Genomic DNA, 21705 nt, shown 5'->3' on the forward strand with positions numbered 1-21705 from the left:
AGTCGTTTTTATTATTTATAAACATAAATTACTGTATTACATATGATCTATCTACTAAATAAAAATTATTTTTTTTCTAATAAAAATTATACTTACGCATAATGAATGTTATCGTCATTGTACATCATAGTATATGTTTTAATCTTTCAATAACTTCGCTATATTTTAATATTTCTTCAGTTCTTACTTGTAAATTTCTCAATATAACTGTTTTTTCAACAGTACTTTCTTCGCCCAAAATTAATACGAAACGTGTTTTATATTTATTAGCACAAGCAAGCTGTTTTTTTATACTGTCTCTGCCATAATGCATCATTAAACGTATACATGGTAATACTGACCGAATATGTTCAGACAGTAACATTGCATCTTTTTTCGAATTATATCCTACACTTATTATATACACATCAATACATATTTTTTGAGCAGAAATAATAATATTATTCTTATCACTATTATTCACTGATCGAATTAATAATATCACACGCTCTAACCCTATAGAAAATCCTACAGCAGGTACTGCATTTCCTCCTAATGTCTGTGTTAATTCATCATAACGCCCGCCAGCACAAACAGTTTTTTTTATTCCTAAATTATTAGTCACCCATTCAAAAACTGTTTTATTATAATAATCCAAACCACGCACCAAAAGTGGATTAACTCTATATGAAACCCCTAACAAATCCAATAACTTACATAATTCAGAAAAATGAGTACGTGAATCATCATCTAAATAATCAATTAATTTAGGAGCATAAAATAATAATTCTTTAATTTTTTCGTTTTTTGTATCTAATATTCGCATCGGATTAGAGTATAAACGATGTAAAGCATTATGATCTAAATCATTTAAATGTTTTTCTAAAAATTTTATTAATTTATTACGATAATTTATTCTAGATGACAATGAACCAATTGAGTTTAATTCTAATGACAAACAATGATTAATTCCTAATTTTTTCCAACAACACACAGTAATTAAAATTAACTCAACATCAATATCAGGACCTATTTGCCCAAAAACTTCAGCACTAAATTGATGAAACTGCCTATAACGTCCTTTCTGTGGGCGTTCATAACGAAACATTGGTCCAAGATACCATAAACGTTGCTCTTGATTATTACGAAATAACCCGTGATTAATCCCTACTCGTGCGCAACAAGCAGTCCCTTCTGGACGTAATGTTAAACTATTTCCGTTACGATCTTTAAAAGTATACATTTCTTTCTCTATTACGTCTGTTGTTTTTCCAATAGAATGTGTAAATAAATCTGTATATTCAACAATAGGGAATCTAATCTCTTTATATCCATAACTATTTAATATAGTTACTAATATGTTTTCTACATACTGCCATATCATTATATCTTTTGGTAAATAATCATGCATACCACGAATAGATTTAATATTTTTATTGTTTTTTATCATCATATATAAATCATTTATTTATTGTATGTAACATAACAGTATCACAATTGTCATTATTATTTAACGCATTAGATTTAGCTCTAATACGACGTTCTAATTCTTCAACGATCGATGTATTACTACAACGCTCTCGTTGCCGTACACCATCTTCATATATACCGCTTTTACTATGCGCCCCAGCAACGCCAATTGTTGATTTTAATGCTTCTCCAGGACCATTAACAACACAACCAATAATCGATACATCCATAGGTGTTATTATATCGCTTACTTTTTGTTCCAAATCATTAACCACATTAATTACATTAAATTCTTGTCGTGCACAACCCGGGCAAGCTATAAAATTAATACCATGAGCACGAATCTTTAAAGTTCTTAAAATATCAAATGCTACTTTTACCTCTTCTATAGGATCTGCAGCTAATGATACACGTATAGTATCGCCAATGCCTTCAGTTAATAAAAAACTTAAAGCTATTGCAGATTTCACTGTACCATTACGCAAAGCTCCTGATTCAGTAAGACCTATATGCAACGGTTGATCAATTTTTGATGCTAACGCGCGATATGCTTGAACTGTCATGAATATATCAGAAGATTTAACGCTAACCTTAAATTGATGAAAATTTAATTTATCTAAAATATCTACATGTCTCATTGCAGACTCTAATAAAATAAGACCATCTGGTTCTCCATCATATTTTTTTTGTAAATCACGTTCGAGAGATCCAGAATTTACACCAATACGAATAGGTATATTTTTATCTTGAGCACAATGTACTACAGATTGAATACGTTTATTATTTCCGATGTTTCCAGGATTGATACGTAAACAATCTGCTCCGTATTTAGCTGCTTTTAATGCAATGCGATAATCAAAATGAATATCTGCTACTAGTGGAACATCAACTATTTGTTGTTTAATTATCTTGAAAGCTTCAGCTGCATCCATAGTAGGTATAGATATTCGAACAATATCTACGCCTGCTTTTTTTAAAGCATTAATTTGTTTAACTGTTTCTAAAACATCTATAGTACGAGTGTTTACCATGGATTGGACCGAAATTGGAGCATTATCTCCAATAGGAACATTACCAACATAAATACGTGTAGACTTTCGACGAATAATATTAGTCAAATTATTCATGTGTTCTCCGATATCTTTATATTATAAAAATAAATATACACCATATATTATTTAATATTAATACAACACACTTATACCAAACAATTACAATTATATTAAATATATTGAAGATATATATATTGCTTATCCTGAAGGATATTAATAATTATTTAAGAAAAATACTTAATTAAACAATAAATTTATTATAAAATCAAAATAATAAAAATATCTATTATTGATAATAATTATTTTATATATTTTAAATATTTCTAATTATAATATAATATATAATTATTACTATACGTTTATAATTATAGTTAATTATTATAAATAAGGTTAATATCGTATATATTAATTTGAAAAATATTTTTAAAATACTTGCTATTTCGTTAACTTATTTAAATATTATTAACCACAATAGTATTATCATGATTATGATAAGCTATATGGCTACAGTTCACTCGGTTTATTACTTCTCCCGTTAACTGTCCACAAGCAGCATTGATATCTGATCCCCTTATTTTCCGTATAATAGTTATAAAATTATATTGCAATAATACTTTAAGAAACGCATTTATACGAATTTTAGAACTACACGCATATTGTGTATTAGGAATAGGATTCCACGGGATCAAATTAATTTTACACGGAATGCCTTTAAGTTTTTTTGCTAATTGATGAGCATGCAATACCTCATCATTAATACGATTCAATAATACATATTCTATAGTTATTACTCTACTATTATTAGTTTTAGATTTACTTAAATACTGACGAATTGCTTTTAATACACTATTAATATTATATTTTTTGTTAATTGGCATGATGCTATTTCTAATAAGATCATTTGGAGCATGTAACGACACAGCTAATGGTATATCAATCATATCTTTTAGTTTTTCTATACCCGGTACAATACCAGCAGTAGAAAGAGTAACATGTTGTTTGGAAAATCTAAAACCACAATCATCTAATATAATTTTTATTGCTGATACAACATTAACAATATTTAATAATGGCTCTCCCATTCCCATAAATACTATATTAGTAACAGGAAAATTTTTTTTTATTTTAATATCTTTATTAAGAGTAATAAGTTTTACCACTCTCCAAACCTGACCAATAATTTCTGATACACGTAAATTTCTATTAAAACCCTTTTGAGCTGTACCACAAAATCTACATCCTAAAGGACATCCAATTTGCGATGAAATACATAATGTGGCTCTCATTTTTTCAGGAATATACACTGTTTCAATTTGTTGTTTATCAACTTGCATAGTCCATTTAATAGTTCCATCACAAGAAAATTGTTCTTTTGTAATTGTTGGGGCGCGAATTTCTGCTACTTGATTTAATTTAAGTCGCAGAGATTTACTTAAATTTGTCATTTGATCAAAATCATCACAGTAACGATGATATATCCATCTCATTACCTGATATGAACGAAAAGGTTGCTCTCCTAATTTAGAAAAAAAATTTAGTAATTCCATTTTATTCATATTAAGAAGATTTAATTTTTTTGTACACATAAATATATCGTTAACTATTAATAGTTAATTTTAAACTTAGATTATGTTCACAATCTATAAACATTATTAAATAAAAAGTCAATCAAATAAAAAAAAGTGATTCCACCATACCCAAAATTTATCTATACTTATATTGAAGTTATACGCATAAAAAATAAATATCAATAAATTTTGAAACTATCGATTACGCAAAATACGCTCGATTACTCCATGTATAAACAATACAAACATCCAAACATATAAGCATTGATATATTAAAAAAAATAAGAAATCTCACGTATAGCTGACTTTTTAGAATCCGAACCATGAATGGCATTTTTAGTACAATCATAACCATAATCAGATCTAATCGTTCCCGCTAATGCACGAGCCGGATCAGTAGAACCTATAATTTCTCTATTACGTTGTATTGCATTATTAGCTTCTAAAATCTGTACAAATATCGGCCCCGAAATCATAAAATTTATTAAATCTTCAAAAAAAGATTTCTTCTGATGTTCACGGTAAAATTCAAAAGCTTGCACAGATGTTAATCGTAGCATCTTAGCTTTTACCATAACTAAACCTGAAATTTCTAATCTACTAATTATAGCCCCAATTACATTTTTAGCAACTGCATCAGGTTTGATAATTGACAGTGTATGTTCTTTAAGAATCATAAGAACTCCTATTGTAGTACTTACTCATATACTTGTAATACATGAGTAAGTATAAATATACGATAATAATTGTGCCATTTTTATATTATCTACATTTATACGAAACATACCACCGTATAAAACTATAATTTAAATTTATATCATATATAAAAATTTTAATAGACCACATAATAAATATATCATCATCAAAACGTTAATTCTGTATCTAAACAACGCGTGAATATCTTGTTCAAGATATATAATATGCTATTCTATTACTTATAATAAATACTGACGCAATACTTAATTTTTACATAAAATAAAATATCTAAATATATAATATTAATTGATTAAAATGATTTAGTAATCACGCTACCACAACAACAAAAAATTATTATTATACAGAAATACTTTAAAGTATCTTTATTTGTTTTACCAAATAAGGTAAACAAACTTCTAATTTTTATTCACAAAAACACGATAATTAAACACATAATCTACATATAATTACAATTTACTATTTATTATAAAATATTATAATAAATGTATCATTGTATTCAATTTAGTAACAGTATTCACTATATGATGAATAGCATAGTCTATTTCTTCTTCTGTTGTAAATCGACCAAGAGAAAATCTAATTGAATTATATGCTAATTCATTATTTTTCCCCAAAGCTTGCAATACATGCGATGGACTTAAAGCACCAGAAGTACAAGCAGAACCAGAAGATAAAGCAAAATCTTTTAATGCTATCATTAATGTTTCACCATCTATTTTATCAAAACTAATATTTAACAATGTACCTATACTATGCTTCAAATCACCATTAATTAATATCCCCTCAATTTCTTGTAATCCTCTCCATAATCGATCTCTCATTTTTTTTAAATACATCATTTCTGTTGTCATTACTTCTTTAGCTAAACGATACGCTTCAGCCATACCAACAATTTGATGAACTGGTAATGTACCAGAACGAATACCATTTTCATGTCCTCCACCATGAATCTGAGGTATAATACTGATTGTTGGATACCTATTTCGTCTTATATATAAACCTCCAATACCTTTTGGTCCATACAATTTATGCCCATTGAAAGACATTAAATCTACTGGTAAAACAGATAAATCAATATGTAATTTCCCAACACTTTGTGTAGCATCCACGTGAAATATTATGTCATGTAGACGACATAGTTTCCCAAATTTTTCAATATCTTGTATTATACCAATTTCATTATTCACATGCATAATAGATAATAAAATTGTATCATCACGTAATGCGTCAGAAACTTCATCGAAAACAATCAAACCATTATGTTGTGGAAATATACGAGTAATTTCAAACCCTTGATGCTCAAGATATTGACAAACATCCAAAACTGATTTATGCTCCGTCATACTTGTAACAATATGCTTGCCTTTATTATGATAAGCATGCGCTATTCCTTTAATAGCTAAATTTACTGACTCAGTAGCTCCTGAAGTAAAAATGATCTCTTGTGATTCCGCTCCTATTAATTGAGCAACTTGTCTGCGTGCTATATCTACTGCTTCTTCTGCTTTCCAACCATAATAATGAGAACGAGAAGAAGGGTTACCAAATATTCCATTTATAGTAAAACATTGCATCATTTTTTCCACTACTCTAGGATCTACCGGAGTAGTAGCTGCATAATCAAAATATATTGGTAACTTCATATAATACACCCTAAATACTTGTTTATAATGTATAAATTTTTAAAACATTATATAACTAACTTTTAGTTATATAAACTGTATTTATTTATGCAGTAAGTATTAATATTACATACTCAAAACATTATATATCATCACATCATGATAATGATCATTATAAAAAAAATAATGAAATACATTTCATGGTTTTTATTTTTTGTATACATTTTAATTTAATATAAATAAATATGCATATTTAATTAAATGATTCATATATAATTATATTTTCATGTAAAATAAATACTTATAAATAATCTTTATAAATCAATCTAATCTAGAAGTTTTATTTTTTTATAAAATATAGTAAAGTATTATTTAGTTTCATTACTTAAAATTTATATAACAATTGAAATGTTACGATTAATTATAATAATAAAAATTGATTATTGACCACAACAAATATTAATAGCAAAAATAATTAATATTCAATATATATTTACATTATTAACAATAATTGGCATAAACACTTGATTCTAATTAATTCATAAAATATTAAGTCTATTAAATTTTTTAATGATTTTATTATTTAAAAAAAATACACAATATTTAAATTCAAATTTAATATAAAATCACATACTCATAATATAAAATGTTAATTTTTTAAAATTTTTAGTTAATTATACATTTGATATGTATGTATTAAATAATATGCATATAAAATAAATATGATATGTTTACAAAACATATTCGATAAATACTTAGTATAAATTTATTTATATACATCACTTTATTCATATTTATTATGAATCATAGGATGAAAAAATTTATGCATCCAACACTCAGTATTGCTATTCAAGCCATAAGAAAAGCAGGAAACTTTATCATTAAACAATGTGAATCACTCGATAAAATTAATATACAGCAAAAAAATATACATGATTTTATTTTAAAAATAAACGAAGAATCACATCATATTATCACAACAATTATCCAAAAATTTTATCCATCACACACTATTATTAGTACACTAAATAATGATCTTCTTGATAATATCAAAAATAAAGAAAACATTTATTGGATCATTGGCTCCATAGATAATGATGTTAATTTTGTCAAACAATTTCCTTTTTTTGCTTTATCCATCGCTATTCAAATTAAAGGTCACATAGAAATAGGAGTAATATATGACCCTATTCATAATGAGTTATTTAGCGCTTGTCGCGGAAAAGGTGCTCGACTTAATAATTATAAAATTCGTGTGGGTACTGCTAAAAATTTATATAAAGCCATTATCGCGATTTCTTTTTCCTATGAAAACCAACATAATATAATTAACTTATTAAATAAATTACGTAATAAATCCATAAATTTTAGATGTACTGGCGCAACTATTTTAGATTTAGCCTACGTTGCTGTTGGACGATTAGACGGATGTATTTCTATTTCTTCAGAAAATATCAATAACAATAAATTAACAAGTAGTGCTTTAATAATTCGTGAATCAGGAGGTTTTATTGTTGATTTTACTGGAACTAATAACTATTTACTTTCTGGAAATATCATTGCAGGTAATATAAAAATAATTAAAACTATCTTGTCAAAAATATAATCCGATTACAATAAAAAATCAAATTTAATAAATATCAACACCTAAACCTGTTAATAAAAAATCTTCATACAAAAAATAACACAATTATTTTTTTGTAATTGTGCATTTATTTAATTTTTTTATTATATTTATTATATATAGGATACTGGGAGCACATATGTAAAACTTTATTTTTTACTGATAAAATAATTTCATTATCATCAATATTATTAAGTATGTCACATATCCAATGAGATAATAATTTAACGTCATTTTCATTAAAATTACGTCTAGTTACAGCTGGAGTTCCGATACGTATACCAGATGTAATAAAAGGACTCTTACTATCATTTGGTATACTATTTTTATTCACAATAATATTAGCCCGTTCCAAGACTATACTGGCAGCCTTTCCAGTAACATTTTTATTTCTTAAATCTAATAAAAAAAGATGATTATTAGTCATACCAGAAATTACTTTAAATTTTCTTAATAAAAATTCCTCAACCATCGCTTTAGCATTTTGTACTACTTTTTGTTGATAAAGTTTAAAAGATGGATCCATTGCTTCTTTGAAAGCAATTGCCTTAGCTGCAATGACATGCATTAATGGCCCTCCTTGAGAACCAGGAAAAACTGAAGAATCTAATTTTTTATATAATTCAGCATCTCCTCTACTGGCCAAAATTACACCACCTCTTGGACCTGCTAATGTTTTATGAGTAGTAGCAGTCACCACATGCGCGTGTAATACTGGATTTGGATATATACCTGCCGCAACTAAACCCGCAATATGAGCCATATCAACAAATAAATACGCTTGCACGGCATCAGCAATTTGACGCATTTTTGACCAATTGATAAGACCAGAATATGCAGAAAATCCTCCTACGATCATTTTTGGTCGATGTGTTTCAGCTAAATGATATATTTCCTCATAATTAATATATCCTGACTCATCCACTCCATAAAATATAGCTTTATATAATTTCCCTGAAAAATTCACTTTAGAACCATGTGTTAAATGCCCTCCATGATTTAAATGCATTCCTAAAATGACATCTCCAGGAGATAATAAAGCATTATAAACAGAAAAATTAGCTTGAGATCCAGAATGCGGTTGTATATTTGCATAGTCTGCAGAAAATAATTTTTTAGCTCGACTAATACCTAATTGTTCAATCATATCGATATATTCACATCCACCATAATAACGATTACCTGGATAACCTTCAGCATATTTATTAGTAAGTTGAGAACCTTGTACTTGCATGACCTGAGGACTAACATAATTTTCAGATGCAATCAATTCAATATGCTCTTCTTGACGAACAATCTCTTGTTTCATTATTCCCCATAACTCAAGGTCATAATTTGTATGCACGAACATTACAAACACCTATTTTTTTTTATAAATTAAAAACACGCATCATATATCAATCAATATACAAAATTATTTTTAGTTAAATCATCACTATTTTAATATAGCAATAATTACAATAATAATGCTATTATTCTAAGATAGAAACAATTTTTAAATTTTAAATAAACAACAAAACTATTATTTTTTAAAAATCCACAACAACCTCATAAATATTTCTATAATATTTAATAACTATACATAGTTCTTTATTTATATTTATATTTTATAAATAATGACTAATTTATTAATAATATTACAAATATTGTGTTATACATATTTAAATAACGTTCATATATTAAATATAGTACAAGTTTTAAAAAAATGAATAAGTTCTTAATGTTAACGTTGATATTTAAAAAAATTATTCAATCGCGTAACACACTCCTTTTCTAATATTCCAGTTGTCAAGGATATATGATGATTAATCATTGGGTGATTTAAAGTATTCTTTAACCATGCAGTCCATCCAATTTTATTATTTTTTGCACCACAGACTAATCGATGAATACGGGCATGAATTATTGCGCCCACGCACATCATACATGGTTCTAAGGTCACATATAAAGTCGTACCTAATAATCGATAATTGCCTAAAATTTTACCACCTGCACGTAACGCTATAATTTCTGCGTGAGCACTTGGATCATGAGATATAATAGAAGAATTCCAACCAAAACTTACGAGTTTACCATTTCTCACTAAAACTGCCCCTACCGATATTTCTCCGGTAATTTCAGCATAAATAGCTAATATTATCGCATAACGCATCCATATCACATCTATATTTTCTATTGCGTACATTTATATATTCTTTATAAATACTACAAAATATTATAAACATATAATTATAAAATAATTATTTAAGTTCATATACCCACACTAACATCTCAATAAAATTAAAATACCAAAATAATTAATATAAACTTTCAATAAAAACGTACGTTTCATGACAATAAAAAATATCTATACCTTTTAAACTCTCAGATTTTATACTACATATTTTCTCAAATCTATCGTTCAAATACAACACACGCACAAGCATAAAAATTAGTATCTGATAAAGTCACATGCGTCTTTTTTAATGCTAGTTGATCAGCTAATAAAGCTGCATATGCAAGTAAATGCAAGACTGGCTTTCCCAAATTATCGTTAAATATCTCAATTTGTCGAAATGTTATACCTGCTCTCATACCAGTTCCAAATGCTTTAGCTACTGCTTCTTTTGCGGCAAAGTGTTTAGCTAAAAAACGCATAGAATTTTTTTTTTACTTTGATATATCTTCCATTCTGATTCGCTAAGTACACGTTTCGCTAATTTGTCTCCCTTATGTGTCATTATTTTACTTATTTTTCTAATATCAACAATATCTATACCAATTCCATGAATCACTATTAACCTCTTCTTGAGTTTTGCAATAATTCTTTCATATCTTTAATTGCTTTAGGTAGTCCACAAAACATTGATTTACTTATTATAGAATGTCCTATATTTAATTCTTGTATCCATGGCAATGTTGCAATAGATTGCACGTTATAATAATTAAGACCATGTCCAGCATTAACTTTTAAACCAACTTTTACAGCATATTGTACGCTTTTTTTAATACGTGCATATTCTAAATCTCTAGTTATTTCATCTATAGCATCAGCATAAAAACCAGTATGTATTTCTATATAAGACACATTCGTATTATATGCCGCATCAATTTGTTGTTCATCGGGATCAATAAATAATGACACTCTAATTCCAGAGTCAGTAAGTTTACAAACCATACCACGTAATTTATTTACTTGATTCACTATATCTAAACCACCTTCTGTTGTAAGTTCATGACGCCTTTCAGGCACTAAACAACAATAATGAGGTTTTAACGTACACGCAATATCAACCATTTCATCAGTTGCTGCTATTTCCAAATTCATAGTTGTTTGCGTGATTTTACGCAATAATTTGACATCGCGATCTGTAATGTGACGACGATCTTCTCTTAAATGCACCGTAATACCATCTACCCCTGATTGCTCTGCAATATAAGCAGCATATACAGGATCGGGATATGCAGTGCCTCTTACATTACGTAATGTTGCTACATGATCAATATTTAAACCTAATAATAAATTAGACATTATAATCTATACTCTCATTGTATATGTATTTTTTGTTACTTCAATATAATTAACACAATAACAAATTATAGCGCTTATTTACTTATATCATACCTAAAATATACAGCACTCATTATACATAATGATATAATTTATATACAATTCTTTAATTAAAAAATTAATTTTATTAAAATCTTCAATTTTAGTGTATACAAATATTAATAACTGACATCATCAAAATTTTTCTGTAATACTGAGCTCTAAACACGACTAATTTTAGTCATATGCAACACACAAAATATTTATGATGTATATTGCTTAAAAATTACTAAAAAATAAAAATTAAATATGACATCATCCAATATAGGACTAAACTAATAATAAGCATAAATAAATATTACCATTAATAATTTACTTTTTTACAATTACTCATCAAAATATTTATATATTGAAAAATAACAAACAGAAAATTTCTTTATTTAAAATTTATATATGCATATAAATTTTAAATAACTTTAATAAAAATAAATAACACACACTTCATTTCACACAATATATTTATGATTACAAAATATAAAAATCATATGATACATGTATTTCAAAAATATAATTAACTAATTAATAAGCCATTAATTTTTAATATTTAAATTCAATATGAATTATTTACGCTGTAAATAACGCTTGTTTTTATTTTTTTTAAGTAAAACACATTATAAATTTATAAAAACAATAACTTACACAAATCATACATCTTTATTATTATGATGGTTCTCTAATATTTTTATGGCTTTTTCTGCTGCATCTTGTTCAGCTCTACGCCGACTAGAACCACATCCAACAATAGGTTTTAACAAATCGCTGATCTGACAACTTACAGTAAACATTTGGTCATGAGCCTCCCCAACAATTTGATCAATCCAATATATGGGTAATGGTAAATGACGATACTGCATGTACTCCTGTAAACGGGTTTTGGGATCTTTTTGTTTATCACAAAGATTCATTTTATCTAAACGCATTTTATACCACTTAATAATTAATATTTCAACAGTTTGAATATTACTATCTAAAAATATACCACCTATTAATGCTTCTACTGTATTTGCTAAAATAGATTCACGTTTACATCCACCATTTTTTAATTCTCCTTGCCCTAATTGTAAATAATGGCCCAAATTAAATTCTCGTGCTAATGCAGCTAATGTATTTTTACGTACTAAGTTTGCACGCATCCTACTCATATCTCCTTCGTTTACATTAGGGAACTTTTGATATAAAATATTAGCAATCACATAATTCAATATAGCATCTCCTAAAAATTCTAATCTTTCATTATGCTGATTACTAGAACTTCTATGAGTTAACGCTTGGAATAACAAGTCATGCTGACTGAAAACATAACCAAGCTTATTTTGAAGTATATTAACTGACATAGTGTTTATATTCTATATGGTACTATATACTATTATAATGGTAATATTTATAATTAAAGCTCACTATACATATAATTATATTTATATAAAAACATTTTAATCTAATCATTTAATAGATAAACTATATATATTGTTTATTGTATACTACTGATTCTATTTAATTGAATACTAATAGGCCATACTCCTTCTTGCTGTTTTTTTATATTCATCCAAATAGTTGTTGCTTTCCCTATTATATTACGTTCAGGAACAAATCCCCAATAACGACTATCAGAACTATTATCTCTATTATCTCCCATTACAAAATATTCACCCGCAGGCACTAACCATTCAGATACTAAATACTTCGCATGTTGATTATACATGTCTATTAAATTTTGATCCCCAGGTGGTATCATTGTTAATATATTATGCGCTATACCGTCAAATGATTCTACAGTCTGAATTAATCGAATACCATGAGAATACTTTTGATGTGGTTTTATTTGAATAAAAGTAGTACGAACCTTTCCATCTATATCAGTATGAAATACTTGCACAAAATTACTAGGCATAACATTACTATACACAATAGGTAGTGACTGTGTATATGTAGATTTATTAATATTAGAGGGGTATATTGTTAATTGTTTAGTAATTATATTATAAATTATCTTATCTCCTGGTTCTCCAATTACTCGTTTAATATAATTTAACATAGGATTTTTAGGATACTTAAATACTATTACATCTCCACGTTTTGGATGTCCAGTACCAATTAACGTTTTTTGTGTAATAGGATTCTTAATACCATATATAAATTTCTTTACTAAAATAAAATCTCCTATCAATAAAGTTGGCATCATAGATCCAGAAGGTATTCGAAATGGCTCAAAAATAAACGACCGTGTTATAAATACTAACAATAATATTGGAAACATTGAAGATAAAAACTCACAAATATTTAGACAATATGAAATTATTAATGAATAAATATTTTTTGATTTTTGATTAAAATTATCTGATCTTCGAAAAAAAATATTTTTATGTCGATAATAACTATACATTAGCGCGTATAATACTTTTAAACCCCATAAAACTCCTGATATACCCGTAACGATTATTAAAATTAAAGAAAATGTGTTAATCATACAAATAAAATCCTTTAGTTATTATTTTTTATCATTGTTTACATTGAAAATTGCTAAAAAAACAGTATTTGGTAACTGAATATTACCTATTCGTTTCATGCGTTTTTTCCCTTTTTTTTGATTAGATAATAATTTTTTCTTTCTAGTTATATCTCCTCCATGACATTTTGATAAAACATTTTTTCGTAATTGTTTTACAATATCGCGAGATATTATTCGATTACCGATAGCTGCTTGAATTACAACATCAAATTGTTGTCTTGGGATTAATTTTTGTAATTTCTTAATTAATAAGCACCCAATGGGTATAGATTTTTTTTGATGTACAATTACTGCTAATGCATCGATGCGTTTTTTATTTATTAAAATTTCTATGCACACTATCTTCGAAACTTGAAAACGACAAAATTTGTACTCAAATGAAGCATATCCACGAGACACTGATTTTATTTGATCAAAAAAATTTAATATTATTTCAGACATAGGTAATTCATAAGTTAACGCAACTTGAGAATCGTAATATGTCATAGAAATTTGAACACCTCTTTTTTCAATGCATAAAGCAATAATTTCTCCAAGATATTTTTTTGGGAGTAATATATTGCATAAAACAATAGGTTCGCGTATTTCTTGAATTTTAGTTAAAGAAAGTAATTTTGATGGACTATCTACATATATTATTTCACCATTAACAGTATATATTTCATATACCACCATTGGAACTGTGACGATTAAATTTAATGAATATTCACGTTTTAACCTTTCTTGTATGATTTCCATGTGTAATAATCCGAGAAATCCACAACGAAAACCTAAACCTAAATACTCTGACCTTTCTGGCTCATAAACCAAAGAAGCATCATTTAAACTAAGCTTATATAAAGCATCATGAAAAATTTTTTGAGTCTTAAGACCTGTAGGAAATAATCCCGCATAAACATAAGGTTGCAGTTTTTTAAAACCATGGCATGCATTACTTGCAGGATAATTTAACAGCGTTAATGTATCTCCTACACAAGCTCGTATAATATTTTTGTTGACACAAACCAACCAACCTACTTCACCACAAACTAATGTTTCACGTTCTACTTGTTTTGGAGTAAAAATTCCTATTTGATCAACAGTATACTTTTGACCTGTATTCATAGAAAGCAATACATTGCCTTTATATAATTTTCCATTTTTAATACATACCAACAACACAACACCTAAATATTTATTGAACCAAGAATCAATAATTAATGCTTGTAGAGGAGCAGATGAATCTCCTTGAGGATACGGAATATCACAAATTAAATGTTCTAATAGTTCTGATATACCATCACCTGTTTTAGCTGAACACCGTATTATATTATTTACATCAATGCCAATAATATCTTTTATTTCTTGAGATACTCGGTCAGGATCTGCTGTTGGCAAATCCATTTTATTTAATGCTACAATAATCTTTAAATTCATTTCATCGGCTATTTTATAATTAGCTACAGTTTGCGCCTCTACTCCTTGAGTAGCATCTACTATCAATAAAGCACCTTCACATGCTGCCAAGGATCTAGACACTTCATAAGAAAAATCTACGTGTCCAGGAGTATCAATCAGATTAAGTTGATAAAATTGACCATTTTTAGATGTGTAATTAAGCGTTACATTTTGTGATTTTATAGTAATACCACGTTCTCGTTCCAATTCCATAGAATCTAATACTTGAGATGTCATTTCACGAGCATTTAATCCGCCGCAAGTTTGAATAAATCGATCAGACAATGTTGATTTTCCATGATCAATGTGTGCAATAATAGAAAAATTACGTATATGTTTTATCATGATTCATACTAATTTAAATGTAAAAATCAATATTCTTAGTAATAAAACTAAAGTTAATTAGTGTATAATGGAATTTATTTTATTAAATAGAAAAAATAATACCAAAAAATTGGTAATATTTCCTAATGCATACAAAGTACCTATTACTCATAATAATGTAATCAGTACATTTAATATACAAATTTTACCATATTTTTTAAATTTTTTATGATTTTAAAATAATATTATTTTTAATAATGTTTCGAATTTATATAATTCTATAAATTTTCATACAAATCATATTATGGATTATCAAATTTATTTAGATAATAACACGCTCGATTATATATAGCATTTGAGTACATTATAAATGAAAGAGTTAACTTGGAAATCTTTTTTATCGGAAGAGAAAAAACTACCTTATTTTAAAAATATATTATCTATTTTAGAAAAACGTAAAAAAAAAGGTATTGTAATTTATCCAAAACAAAGAGATATTTTTAATGCATTTCGTCTTACTAGTTTTAAATCGGTTAAAATTGTAATCATAGGGCAAGATCCTTATCACGGACCAAATCAGGCACACGGTCTCGCTTTTTCTGTTTTACCTGGCGTTGTATTCCCGCCTTCTTTAAACAATATATTTAAAGAATTAATATCTGACATACCTAAATTTATTAAGCCAAATCATGGTTGTTTAGAAAATTGGGCAAAAGAAGGAGTTTTATTATTAAACAGTATTTTAACTGTCGAATCAGGAAAAAGTTGTTCTCACGCTAGTATTGGATGGGAAATCTTTACAAATAAAGTCATACATATACTCAATATTTATAAAAAAGGTGTTATATTTATGTTATGGGGAAATTATGCTCAAAAAAAAGGAAACATCATTAATTATAAAAAACATCATATTTTAACTACATCACATCCTTCTCCTATATCCGCTCAACGTGGATTTTTAGGATGTCGTCACTTTTCTAAGGCCAACATGCTTTTATTACAGCAAAATAAACAAGCTATTAATTGGGAACTTTGAAAATAATTAAAATTACAAAAAAAACTTAAACAACACAACCAACACATTTATAAATTAAAATTTATAAATATCAATTTAGTATTTTATTAAAAATATTGAATTATTCGATATAAAAATAAAATAACACCACTTATAACAAACAATTGCTTATTGTTACAATAAGATTACTCAATTAACAATTGATTTATTTTATTTATACAGAACTTTTTAGTAAGATATTAATAAAATATTATACAATTTGTCAAAATTATATTGAAAATTATTTCATGCTATTGCACACCATAAAAACACACACGACACGTATGATTAATTCAATCTTTGTTGATTGTTATTTTTTAAAAAATTATATAACTAACTTTTAGTTTTTGATACCGTAACCATAGCTGGTCGAATCAATCTACCATTAAGAATATATCCTTTTTGAATAATTGTTAACACTTGATTTGATTTTTCACTTTCTGATTCCACCATGGATATTGCTTGGTGTATTTCAGGATTAAATGGAACATGAATTTCGTGTATAGATTTTAATCCAAATTTGTGTACAGTATCTAAAAAAGATTTCAACGTTAATTCAACACCTTCTATTATCGAAGACAATAAAGAATCAGAATTATCAGCAATAGTGAGTGTGAGTGTACGTTCTAAATTATCAATAACTGGTAATAATTCAAAAATAAATTGCTCTAATCCAAATTTATGTATTTTTTCTATTTCTTGAACATTTCTTCGACGAATATTTTCTATTTCAGCTTTGAGACGTAATATAGCGTCACGTTCATGCTCTTTAAGTTGAGCTAATTCAATTTTTAATTTAACAATTTGATCGTTTTTTGGATCAAATATATTACTTGTTTCACAAGTAGATTCCAATAATTCTTCTTGTTCTGTTTTTTTATCTTGTGATATTTTTGTGTCAATATTATTTTTTACATTGTTATCTATCATTAACTTTATCCTCTGTTTATTAGTTATATATTCTATAATTCAGTTATTATAAGGATGAATAACAGGTATTCAAGACATCATTTATGATGAATAAAAAGTTATAATAAAACAGAAAGGATTCATAATAACATGACTTCTTCTATTTTTCGTACTATTGGTATTATAGGACACTCTCGTTATCCACAAGCTATACATACATACAATACTTTATATCATTGGTTATATAATCAGGGAATCACAGTAATGATTGAACGTCATGCTGCTAGCCTATTAAATGTACAAAAATCAATTATAAGTGATTTAAAGGATATAGGTAACTATGCAGATCTAGCTATAGTTATAGGTGGAGATGGAAATATGCTAAGAACAGCGAACATTCTAGCACAATATGATATTAAAGTTATTGGTGTCAATCGTGGTACTCTTGGGTTCCTTACCGATTTAGATCCTAATTCAGTATTGATAAAATTATCTGATGTATTATCAGGTAATTTTATCAGTGAAAAACGTTTTTTATTAGATGTAACAGTACAACGACATTATAATAATCTTATTAAAGTTGGTAGTGCCATTAATGAAGTTGTTTTACACACAAACACAATTAGACGTATGATTGAATTTGAATTATATATTGATGATAATTTTACTTTTTCACAAAGATCTGATGGATTAATTATTTCTACTCCAACTGGGTCAACTGCATATGCTTTATCTGCTGGAGGACCCATTTTAAATCCAACAGTAGATGCTATTGTATTAGTACCAATATGCCCTCATACTTTGTCATCACGACCAGTTGTAATTAATAGTAAAAGTATAATTTGTTTAAAATTTTCTCAAGTTACATCTAAATTAAAAATTGGTTGTGATAATCAAATTCCTATCTTCATTAGCGAAAAAGAAAAAATTATTGTTCAACGTAGTAATTATTATCTTGATTTAATCCATCCTAAAGATTACAACTATTTTAAAACACTAAATATTAAACTTGGTTGGTCAAAAAATATCTCTGAAACAACAAAATAATTTTATAAATTAATGATTTTATCCTTAATAATATTTATATAAATATAAATAAATTATAATTACTAAAAATATTAATTTTGTTAAAATTATAAAATTCACAAAAAAAATAAATTAAACAATAAATTATGTATTTAAAGATATTTCCCAATACACTAAATAATACCATCGTTATTGTAATAACGATGGTATTATTTAGTGTAAATTGTTTCATAACACAATATACACCTAAATGTTTTGATATTACTCAAGGCAATTATTTAACCGAATATGATATCAAAAAAATTTGTATTGGCATGACTAAATCTGAATTATCTTACAATATTGGAGATCCAACCTTACAAGATTTATTTGAATCGAACATATGGTATTATATTTTTTATCATCATAGTAAAAATAAAATAATAAAATATCAAATAATAACTTTAAAATTTGACAAAAATGATACTCTAATAGATTTTAATAAAAACTAACATTATTAGTTTGAATAATACAACTATTTACATTTATTAAATTTTATAATTACACTCGGTCAATAATAATTTATTATAATTTCAAATATAATATATATAAATATATAGCTATTATAACCTTATTACAAAAAGAGTAATGAAAAATAAATTTTAGGTAAAAATAATTATTATAATTTCAATATTATAGAATATATTATGTATCATATATTTGGTTAGCTCTAGAAACAAAAGCTTTAATTATATTTTTATACTTCTCTTGAATAATACGATTAAAAAGTTTTTCAATAAATATTGATTCAAACTCATAATCAGAAACATATTCTATTTTACTAATATCATTATTAATAGGAACAAATTTCCAACATCCATAAAATGATTTGAACGGCCCTTTTATTAAAAAAATCATAATACTTTTGTTTTTTATAAAAAAATTTTGAGTAACTAACGACTTAATAATTCCGTTTGCAACTAAATTCATTTCAGCAACGATTTTATTGCCGTTTTGTTCTAAAATTTTACTTACATTACATCCAGGGAGAAATTTGGTGTAAGAATTAATATCATTTACTAAATGAAACATTTGTTCTACACTGTATGGAACCAAATCAAAATATTTTATATGAGACATGCACGCCTTTTTTATATTTTAAAACTTTATATTTATAAAAGTTATATGACAATAATAACAATTGTTCTCATAAAAACATATGATATATTCTACTCTACTAATGATATTTTTTTTAAATAAAAAATAATACTTTTATAAAATTTTGTTATGAACCAACTATCATTAAAAAAAATTACACAAAATAAACATGCATATTATGAATATTTTATTGAAAAAACATTTGAATCCGGAATCCAATTATTAGGATGGGAAGTAAAATCTGCACGCTTTAATACAATAAATATTAATAACAGTTATGTATCTTTTTCTAATAAAGAAGCATATATTTACAACTCTGTGTTTCAACCAAATATCACTAAATTTTGTCACGAAATTTATGATTCAGTCCGTACAAGAAAATTATTATTAAAAAAAAATGAATTGTTATTTTTAATGGGAAAAGTTAAACAAAAAGGTTACACAATAATTATTTTAGATTTATATTGGAAAAATTCTTGGATTAAAGTAAATATTGGCCTTGCTAAAGGTAAAAAAAAATACGATAAAAGAAATACAATAAACATACATAATTGGAAACAAGAAAAGATTAAAATTATAAAACATATCAAATAATAAAGTTTGTATATGTATAATTTTAATGATAAAATTACCTCTGTTTCATAATAGATAATGGGGCTGATTTTGGATTCGACGGGATATCTTGTATTTAAAGTGCATGCCGAGGAGAGGTGGGCCTCGTAAAAAAACCTCGAAAAATAATTGCAAATAGTACACACAACGAACCTGTTGCTTTGGCAGCTTAAATCAGATTAATACCCTGAAGGTTCCCTCTCGGCTTAAGTTTTACTCTTTTAACTATTAAAAGCAATCACAAAAAGAGAGGTCATTTATTTAATAAGAGTGCGCGTGAAGCTTGCTTTTGGCTGAGCGCTAAGTATTTAAAAAGCTAGTTGGTTTAGTGATTGGTCTTAATATATCTAAACTGATTAAAAAATAATTTAAGACCTAAGCATGTAGTTTACTGAAAATAAAAAGAATTCTGGACGCGGGTTCGAATCCCGCCAGCTCCACTAAAGATTTAAAATTTTAGTGAGTATAAAAAGTAAATTGAATAATAAAAAAATAACAAAATCTATGTAATTTATAATTTTATAATTGTACATATAAATAATAATTATAGTTAAATGATATATAACAATATTTATTGCAATAATAAATAAAACTTAAAATTTTAATTTATTCAAATCATTGTTATCTTTTTTATTCAATAAAAGAAGATATTATTTGTCTTATTGTACCATTCAAAAATTTATCTAAATATCTGTTGTATATAATTACAAAAATTTTTTAAAACAAAATTATATGGATTATTTATATTTATTTATTGCTATTATTTCAGAAGTAGTCGCTACTGCTTCTTTAAAAGCATCTGAAGGATTTAGTAAATTATATCCTGCTATTGTAGTGATAATTGGTTATGCTCTTTCTTTTGTATTACTATCTTTAGTATTACAAACAATACCAATGGGTATTGCTTATTCCTGTTGGGCTGGGCTTGGTATTGTGTTTATTACTATGGCTGGATATTTATTTTACGATCAAAAATTAGACAGTTTAACTATTATTGGTATTACTTTAATTATTATCGGGGTTATATTAATTAACATATTTTCCAGAACAATATAAAATTGATTAGATTATTATACTTC

Annotated in this window: 19 protein-coding genes, 1 other RNA gene and 1 pseudogene; 7 read left to right on the top strand and 14 right to left on the bottom strand. The window is 26.4% G+C overall.

The genetic code is table 11. The annotated features are described in order from the left end of the window. Positions 1-124 precede the first annotated feature (124 nt). The 5 genes from hisS to Bsayi582_RS02755 all read right to left on the bottom strand — a co-directional run bounded on the left by hisS (position 125) and on the right by Bsayi582_RS02755 (position 6429). Entirely contained in the window at positions 125-1429 is a 1305-nt protein-coding gene (gene hisS, locus Bsayi582_RS02735) for a histidine--tRNA ligase (protein WP_500816111.1), read from the bottom strand. 10 nt (positions 1430-1439) lie between these two features. Then, a complete protein-coding gene (ispG, locus tag Bsayi582_RS02740) occupies positions 1440-2576 on the bottom strand; it encodes a flavodoxin-dependent (E)-4-hydroxy-3-methylbut-2-enyl-diphosphate synthase (RefSeq protein ID WP_500815688.1) in 1137 nt (378 codons plus the stop codon). Between the two features lie 377 nt (positions 2577-2953). Further along, entirely contained in the window at positions 2954-4087 is a 1134-nt protein-coding gene (gene rlmN, locus Bsayi582_RS02745) for a dual-specificity RNA methyltransferase RlmN (protein WP_500815689.1), read from the bottom strand. A 254-nt stretch (positions 4088-4341) separates the two neighbouring features. Continuing rightward, positions 4342-4743 carry a nucleoside-diphosphate kinase gene (ndk, locus tag Bsayi582_RS02750; protein ID WP_500816112.1) on the bottom strand — a complete coding sequence of 134 codons (402 nt, stop codon included), beginning with the start codon at positions 4741-4743 and terminating at the stop codon, positions 4342-4344. 516 nt (positions 4744-5259) lie between these two features. Then, a complete protein-coding gene (locus Bsayi582_RS02755) occupies positions 5260-6429 on the bottom strand; it encodes an IscS subfamily cysteine desulfurase (RefSeq protein WP_500815690.1) in 1170 nt (389 codons plus the stop codon). Positions 6430-7219: 790 nt separating this feature from the next. Here Bsayi582_RS02755 and Bsayi582_RS02760 point away from each other — a divergent pair. Beyond that, the gene (locus tag Bsayi582_RS02760; RefSeq protein WP_500815691.1) at positions 7220-8014 is read left to right on the top strand and encodes an inositol monophosphatase family protein; all 795 of its coding nucleotides are present in this window, start codon (positions 7220-7222) and stop codon (positions 8012-8014) included. Between the two features lie 106 nt (positions 8015-8120). Here the strand turns inward: Bsayi582_RS02760 and glyA are convergent, their stop codons facing one another. The 7 genes and pseudogenes from glyA to lepA form a co-directional block, all read right to left on the bottom strand. Continuing rightward, positions 8121-9383, bottom strand: a complete 1263-nt coding sequence (gene glyA / locus Bsayi582_RS02765) for a serine hydroxymethyltransferase (RefSeq protein WP_500815692.1) — start codon at positions 9381-9383, stop codon at positions 8121-8123. A gap of 372 nt (positions 9384-9755) precedes the next feature. Next, positions 9756-10217: a tRNA adenosine(34) deaminase TadA gene (gene tadA, locus Bsayi582_RS02770; protein ID WP_500815693.1), complete on the bottom strand. Its 462-nt coding sequence runs from the start codon at positions 10215-10217 to the stop codon at positions 9756-9758. Between the two features lie 209 nt (positions 10218-10426). Next, positions 10427-10809: pseudogene (gene acpS / locus Bsayi582_RS02775) on the bottom strand (holo-ACP synthase). Continuing rightward, a complete protein-coding gene (pdxJ, locus tag Bsayi582_RS02780) occupies positions 10809-11543 on the bottom strand; it encodes a pyridoxine 5'-phosphate synthase (RefSeq protein ID WP_500815694.1) in 735 nt (244 codons plus the stop codon). Before pdxJ ends, acpS begins: the two are co-directional and overlap by 1 nt. A gap of 722 nt (positions 11544-12265) precedes the next feature. After that, positions 12266-12955: a ribonuclease III gene (gene rnc / locus Bsayi582_RS02785; RefSeq protein WP_500815695.1), complete on the bottom strand. Its 690-nt coding sequence runs from the start codon at positions 12953-12955 to the stop codon at positions 12266-12268. A gap of 134 nt (positions 12956-13089) precedes the next feature. Then, entirely contained in the window at positions 13090-14085 is a 996-nt protein-coding gene (gene lepB, locus Bsayi582_RS02790; RefSeq protein WP_500815696.1) for a signal peptidase I, read from the bottom strand. A 21-nt stretch (positions 14086-14106) separates the two neighbouring features. After that, positions 14107-15909: a translation elongation factor 4 gene (lepA, locus tag Bsayi582_RS02795; RefSeq protein WP_500815697.1), complete on the bottom strand. Its 1803-nt coding sequence runs from the start codon at positions 15907-15909 to the stop codon at positions 14107-14109. Positions 15910-16258: 349 nt separating this feature from the next. On the opposite strand from lepA, the gene ung reads away from it, so the two are divergent. Further along, the gene (gene ung / locus Bsayi582_RS02800) at positions 16259-16924 is read left to right on the top strand and encodes a uracil-DNA glycosylase (RefSeq protein WP_500815698.1); all 666 of its coding nucleotides are present in this window, start codon (positions 16259-16261) and stop codon (positions 16922-16924) included. Between the two features lie 351 nt (positions 16925-17275). Here the strand turns inward: ung and grpE are convergent, their stop codons facing one another. Beyond that, entirely contained in the window at positions 17276-17872 is a 597-nt protein-coding gene (gene grpE / locus Bsayi582_RS02805) for a nucleotide exchange factor GrpE (RefSeq protein ID WP_500815699.1), read from the bottom strand. Positions 17873-18001: 129 nt separating this feature from the next. Between grpE and nadK the strand changes: the two genes are divergently transcribed. Continuing rightward, entirely contained in the window at positions 18002-18898 is an 897-nt protein-coding gene (gene nadK, locus Bsayi582_RS02810) for an NAD(+) kinase (RefSeq protein WP_500815700.1), read from the top strand. A gap of 182 nt (positions 18899-19080) precedes the next feature. Further along, positions 19081-19368 (top strand): outer membrane protein assembly factor BamE domain-containing protein, encoded by a 288-nt coding sequence (bamE, locus tag Bsayi582_RS02815; RefSeq protein ID WP_500815701.1) that lies wholly within the window; start codon positions 19081-19083, stop codon positions 19366-19368. Between the two features lie 193 nt (positions 19369-19561). Here bamE and Bsayi582_RS02820 read toward each other — a convergent pair whose 3' ends face one another. After that, complete coding sequence (locus tag Bsayi582_RS02820) at positions 19562-19996, bottom strand: type II toxin-antitoxin system RatA family toxin (protein WP_500815702.1); 435 nt, start codon at positions 19994-19996, stop codon at positions 19562-19564. Between the two features lie 147 nt (positions 19997-20143). Between Bsayi582_RS02820 and smpB the strand changes: the two genes are divergently transcribed. From smpB to Bsayi582_RS02835, 3 genes are all read left to right on the top strand, one after another. Continuing rightward, the gene (gene smpB / locus Bsayi582_RS02825) at positions 20144-20608 is read left to right on the top strand and encodes an SsrA-binding protein SmpB (protein WP_500815703.1); all 465 of its coding nucleotides are present in this window, start codon (positions 20144-20146) and stop codon (positions 20606-20608) included. Positions 20609-20667: 59 nt separating this feature from the next. Then, positions 20668-21069: a transfer-messenger RNA gene (gene ssrA, locus Bsayi582_RS02830) on the top strand. A gap of 289 nt (positions 21070-21358) precedes the next feature. Further along, positions 21359-21682 carry a DMT family transporter gene (locus Bsayi582_RS02835; RefSeq protein ID WP_500815704.1) on the top strand — a complete coding sequence of 108 codons (324 nt, stop codon included), beginning with the start codon at positions 21359-21361 and terminating at the stop codon, positions 21680-21682. Positions 21683-21705 lie beyond the last annotated feature (23 nt).

The sequence above is a fragment of the Candidatus Blochmannia sayi (nom. nud.) genome (assembly GCF_059935855.1).

Bases quoted from the DNA above. Each gene is read 5' to 3' on its own strand.
- lepB (WP_500815696.1), bottom strand. From the start codon at position 14,085: ATGATTAACACATTTTCTTTAATTTTAATAATCGTTACGGGTATATCA.
- rnc (WP_500815695.1), bottom strand. From the start codon at position 12,955: ATGTCAGTTAATATACTTCAAAATAAGCTTGGTTATGTTTTCAGTCAG.
- tadA (WP_500815693.1), bottom strand. From the start codon at position 10,217: ATGTACGCAATAGAAAATATAGATGTGATATGGATGCGTTATGCGATA.
- glyA (WP_500815692.1), bottom strand. From the start codon at position 9,383: ATGTTCGTGCATACAAATTATGACCTTGAGTTATGGGGAATAATGAAA.
- grpE (WP_500815699.1), bottom strand. From the start codon at position 17,872: ATGATAGATAACAATGTAAAAAATAATATTGACACAAAAATATCACAA.
- pdxJ (WP_500815694.1), bottom strand. From the start codon at position 11,543: ATGTCTAATTTATTATTAGGTTTAAATATTGATCATGTAGCAACATTA.
- nadK (WP_500815700.1), top strand. From the start codon at position 18,002: ATGACTTCTTCTATTTTTCGTACTATTGGTATTATAGGACACTCTCGT.
- Bsayi582_RS02760 (WP_500815691.1), top strand. From the start codon at position 7,220: ATGAAAAAATTTATGCATCCAACACTCAGTATTGCTATTCAAGCCATA.
- lepA (WP_500815697.1), bottom strand. From the start codon at position 15,909: ATGATAAAACATATACGTAATTTTTCTATTATTGCACACATTGATCAT.
- Bsayi582_RS02755 (WP_500815690.1), bottom strand. From the start codon at position 6,429: ATGAAGTTACCAATATATTTTGATTATGCAGCTACTACTCCGGTAGAT.
- hisS (WP_500816111.1), bottom strand. From the start codon at position 1,429: ATGATAAAAAACAATAAAAATATTAAATCTATTCGTGGTATGCATGAT.
- ung (WP_500815698.1), top strand. From the start codon at position 16,259: ATGAAAGAGTTAACTTGGAAATCTTTTTTATCGGAAGAGAAAAAACTA.
- bamE (WP_500815701.1), top strand. From the start codon at position 19,081: ATGGTATTATTTAGTGTAAATTGTTTCATAACACAATATACACCTAAA.
- smpB (WP_500815703.1), top strand. From the start codon at position 20,144: ATGAACCAACTATCATTAAAAAAAATTACACAAAATAAACATGCATAT.
- Bsayi582_RS02820 (WP_500815702.1), bottom strand. From the start codon at position 19,996: ATGTCTCATATAAAATATTTTGATTTGGTTCCATACAGTGTAGAACAA.
- ispG (WP_500815688.1), bottom strand. From the start codon at position 2,576: ATGAATAATTTGACTAATATTATTCGTCGAAAGTCTACACGTATTTAT.
- rlmN (WP_500815689.1), bottom strand. From the start codon at position 4,087: ATGTGTACAAAAAAATTAAATCTTCTTAATATGAATAAAATGGAATTA.
- Bsayi582_RS02835 (WP_500815704.1), top strand. From the start codon at position 21,359: ATGGATTATTTATATTTATTTATTGCTATTATTTCAGAAGTAGTCGCT.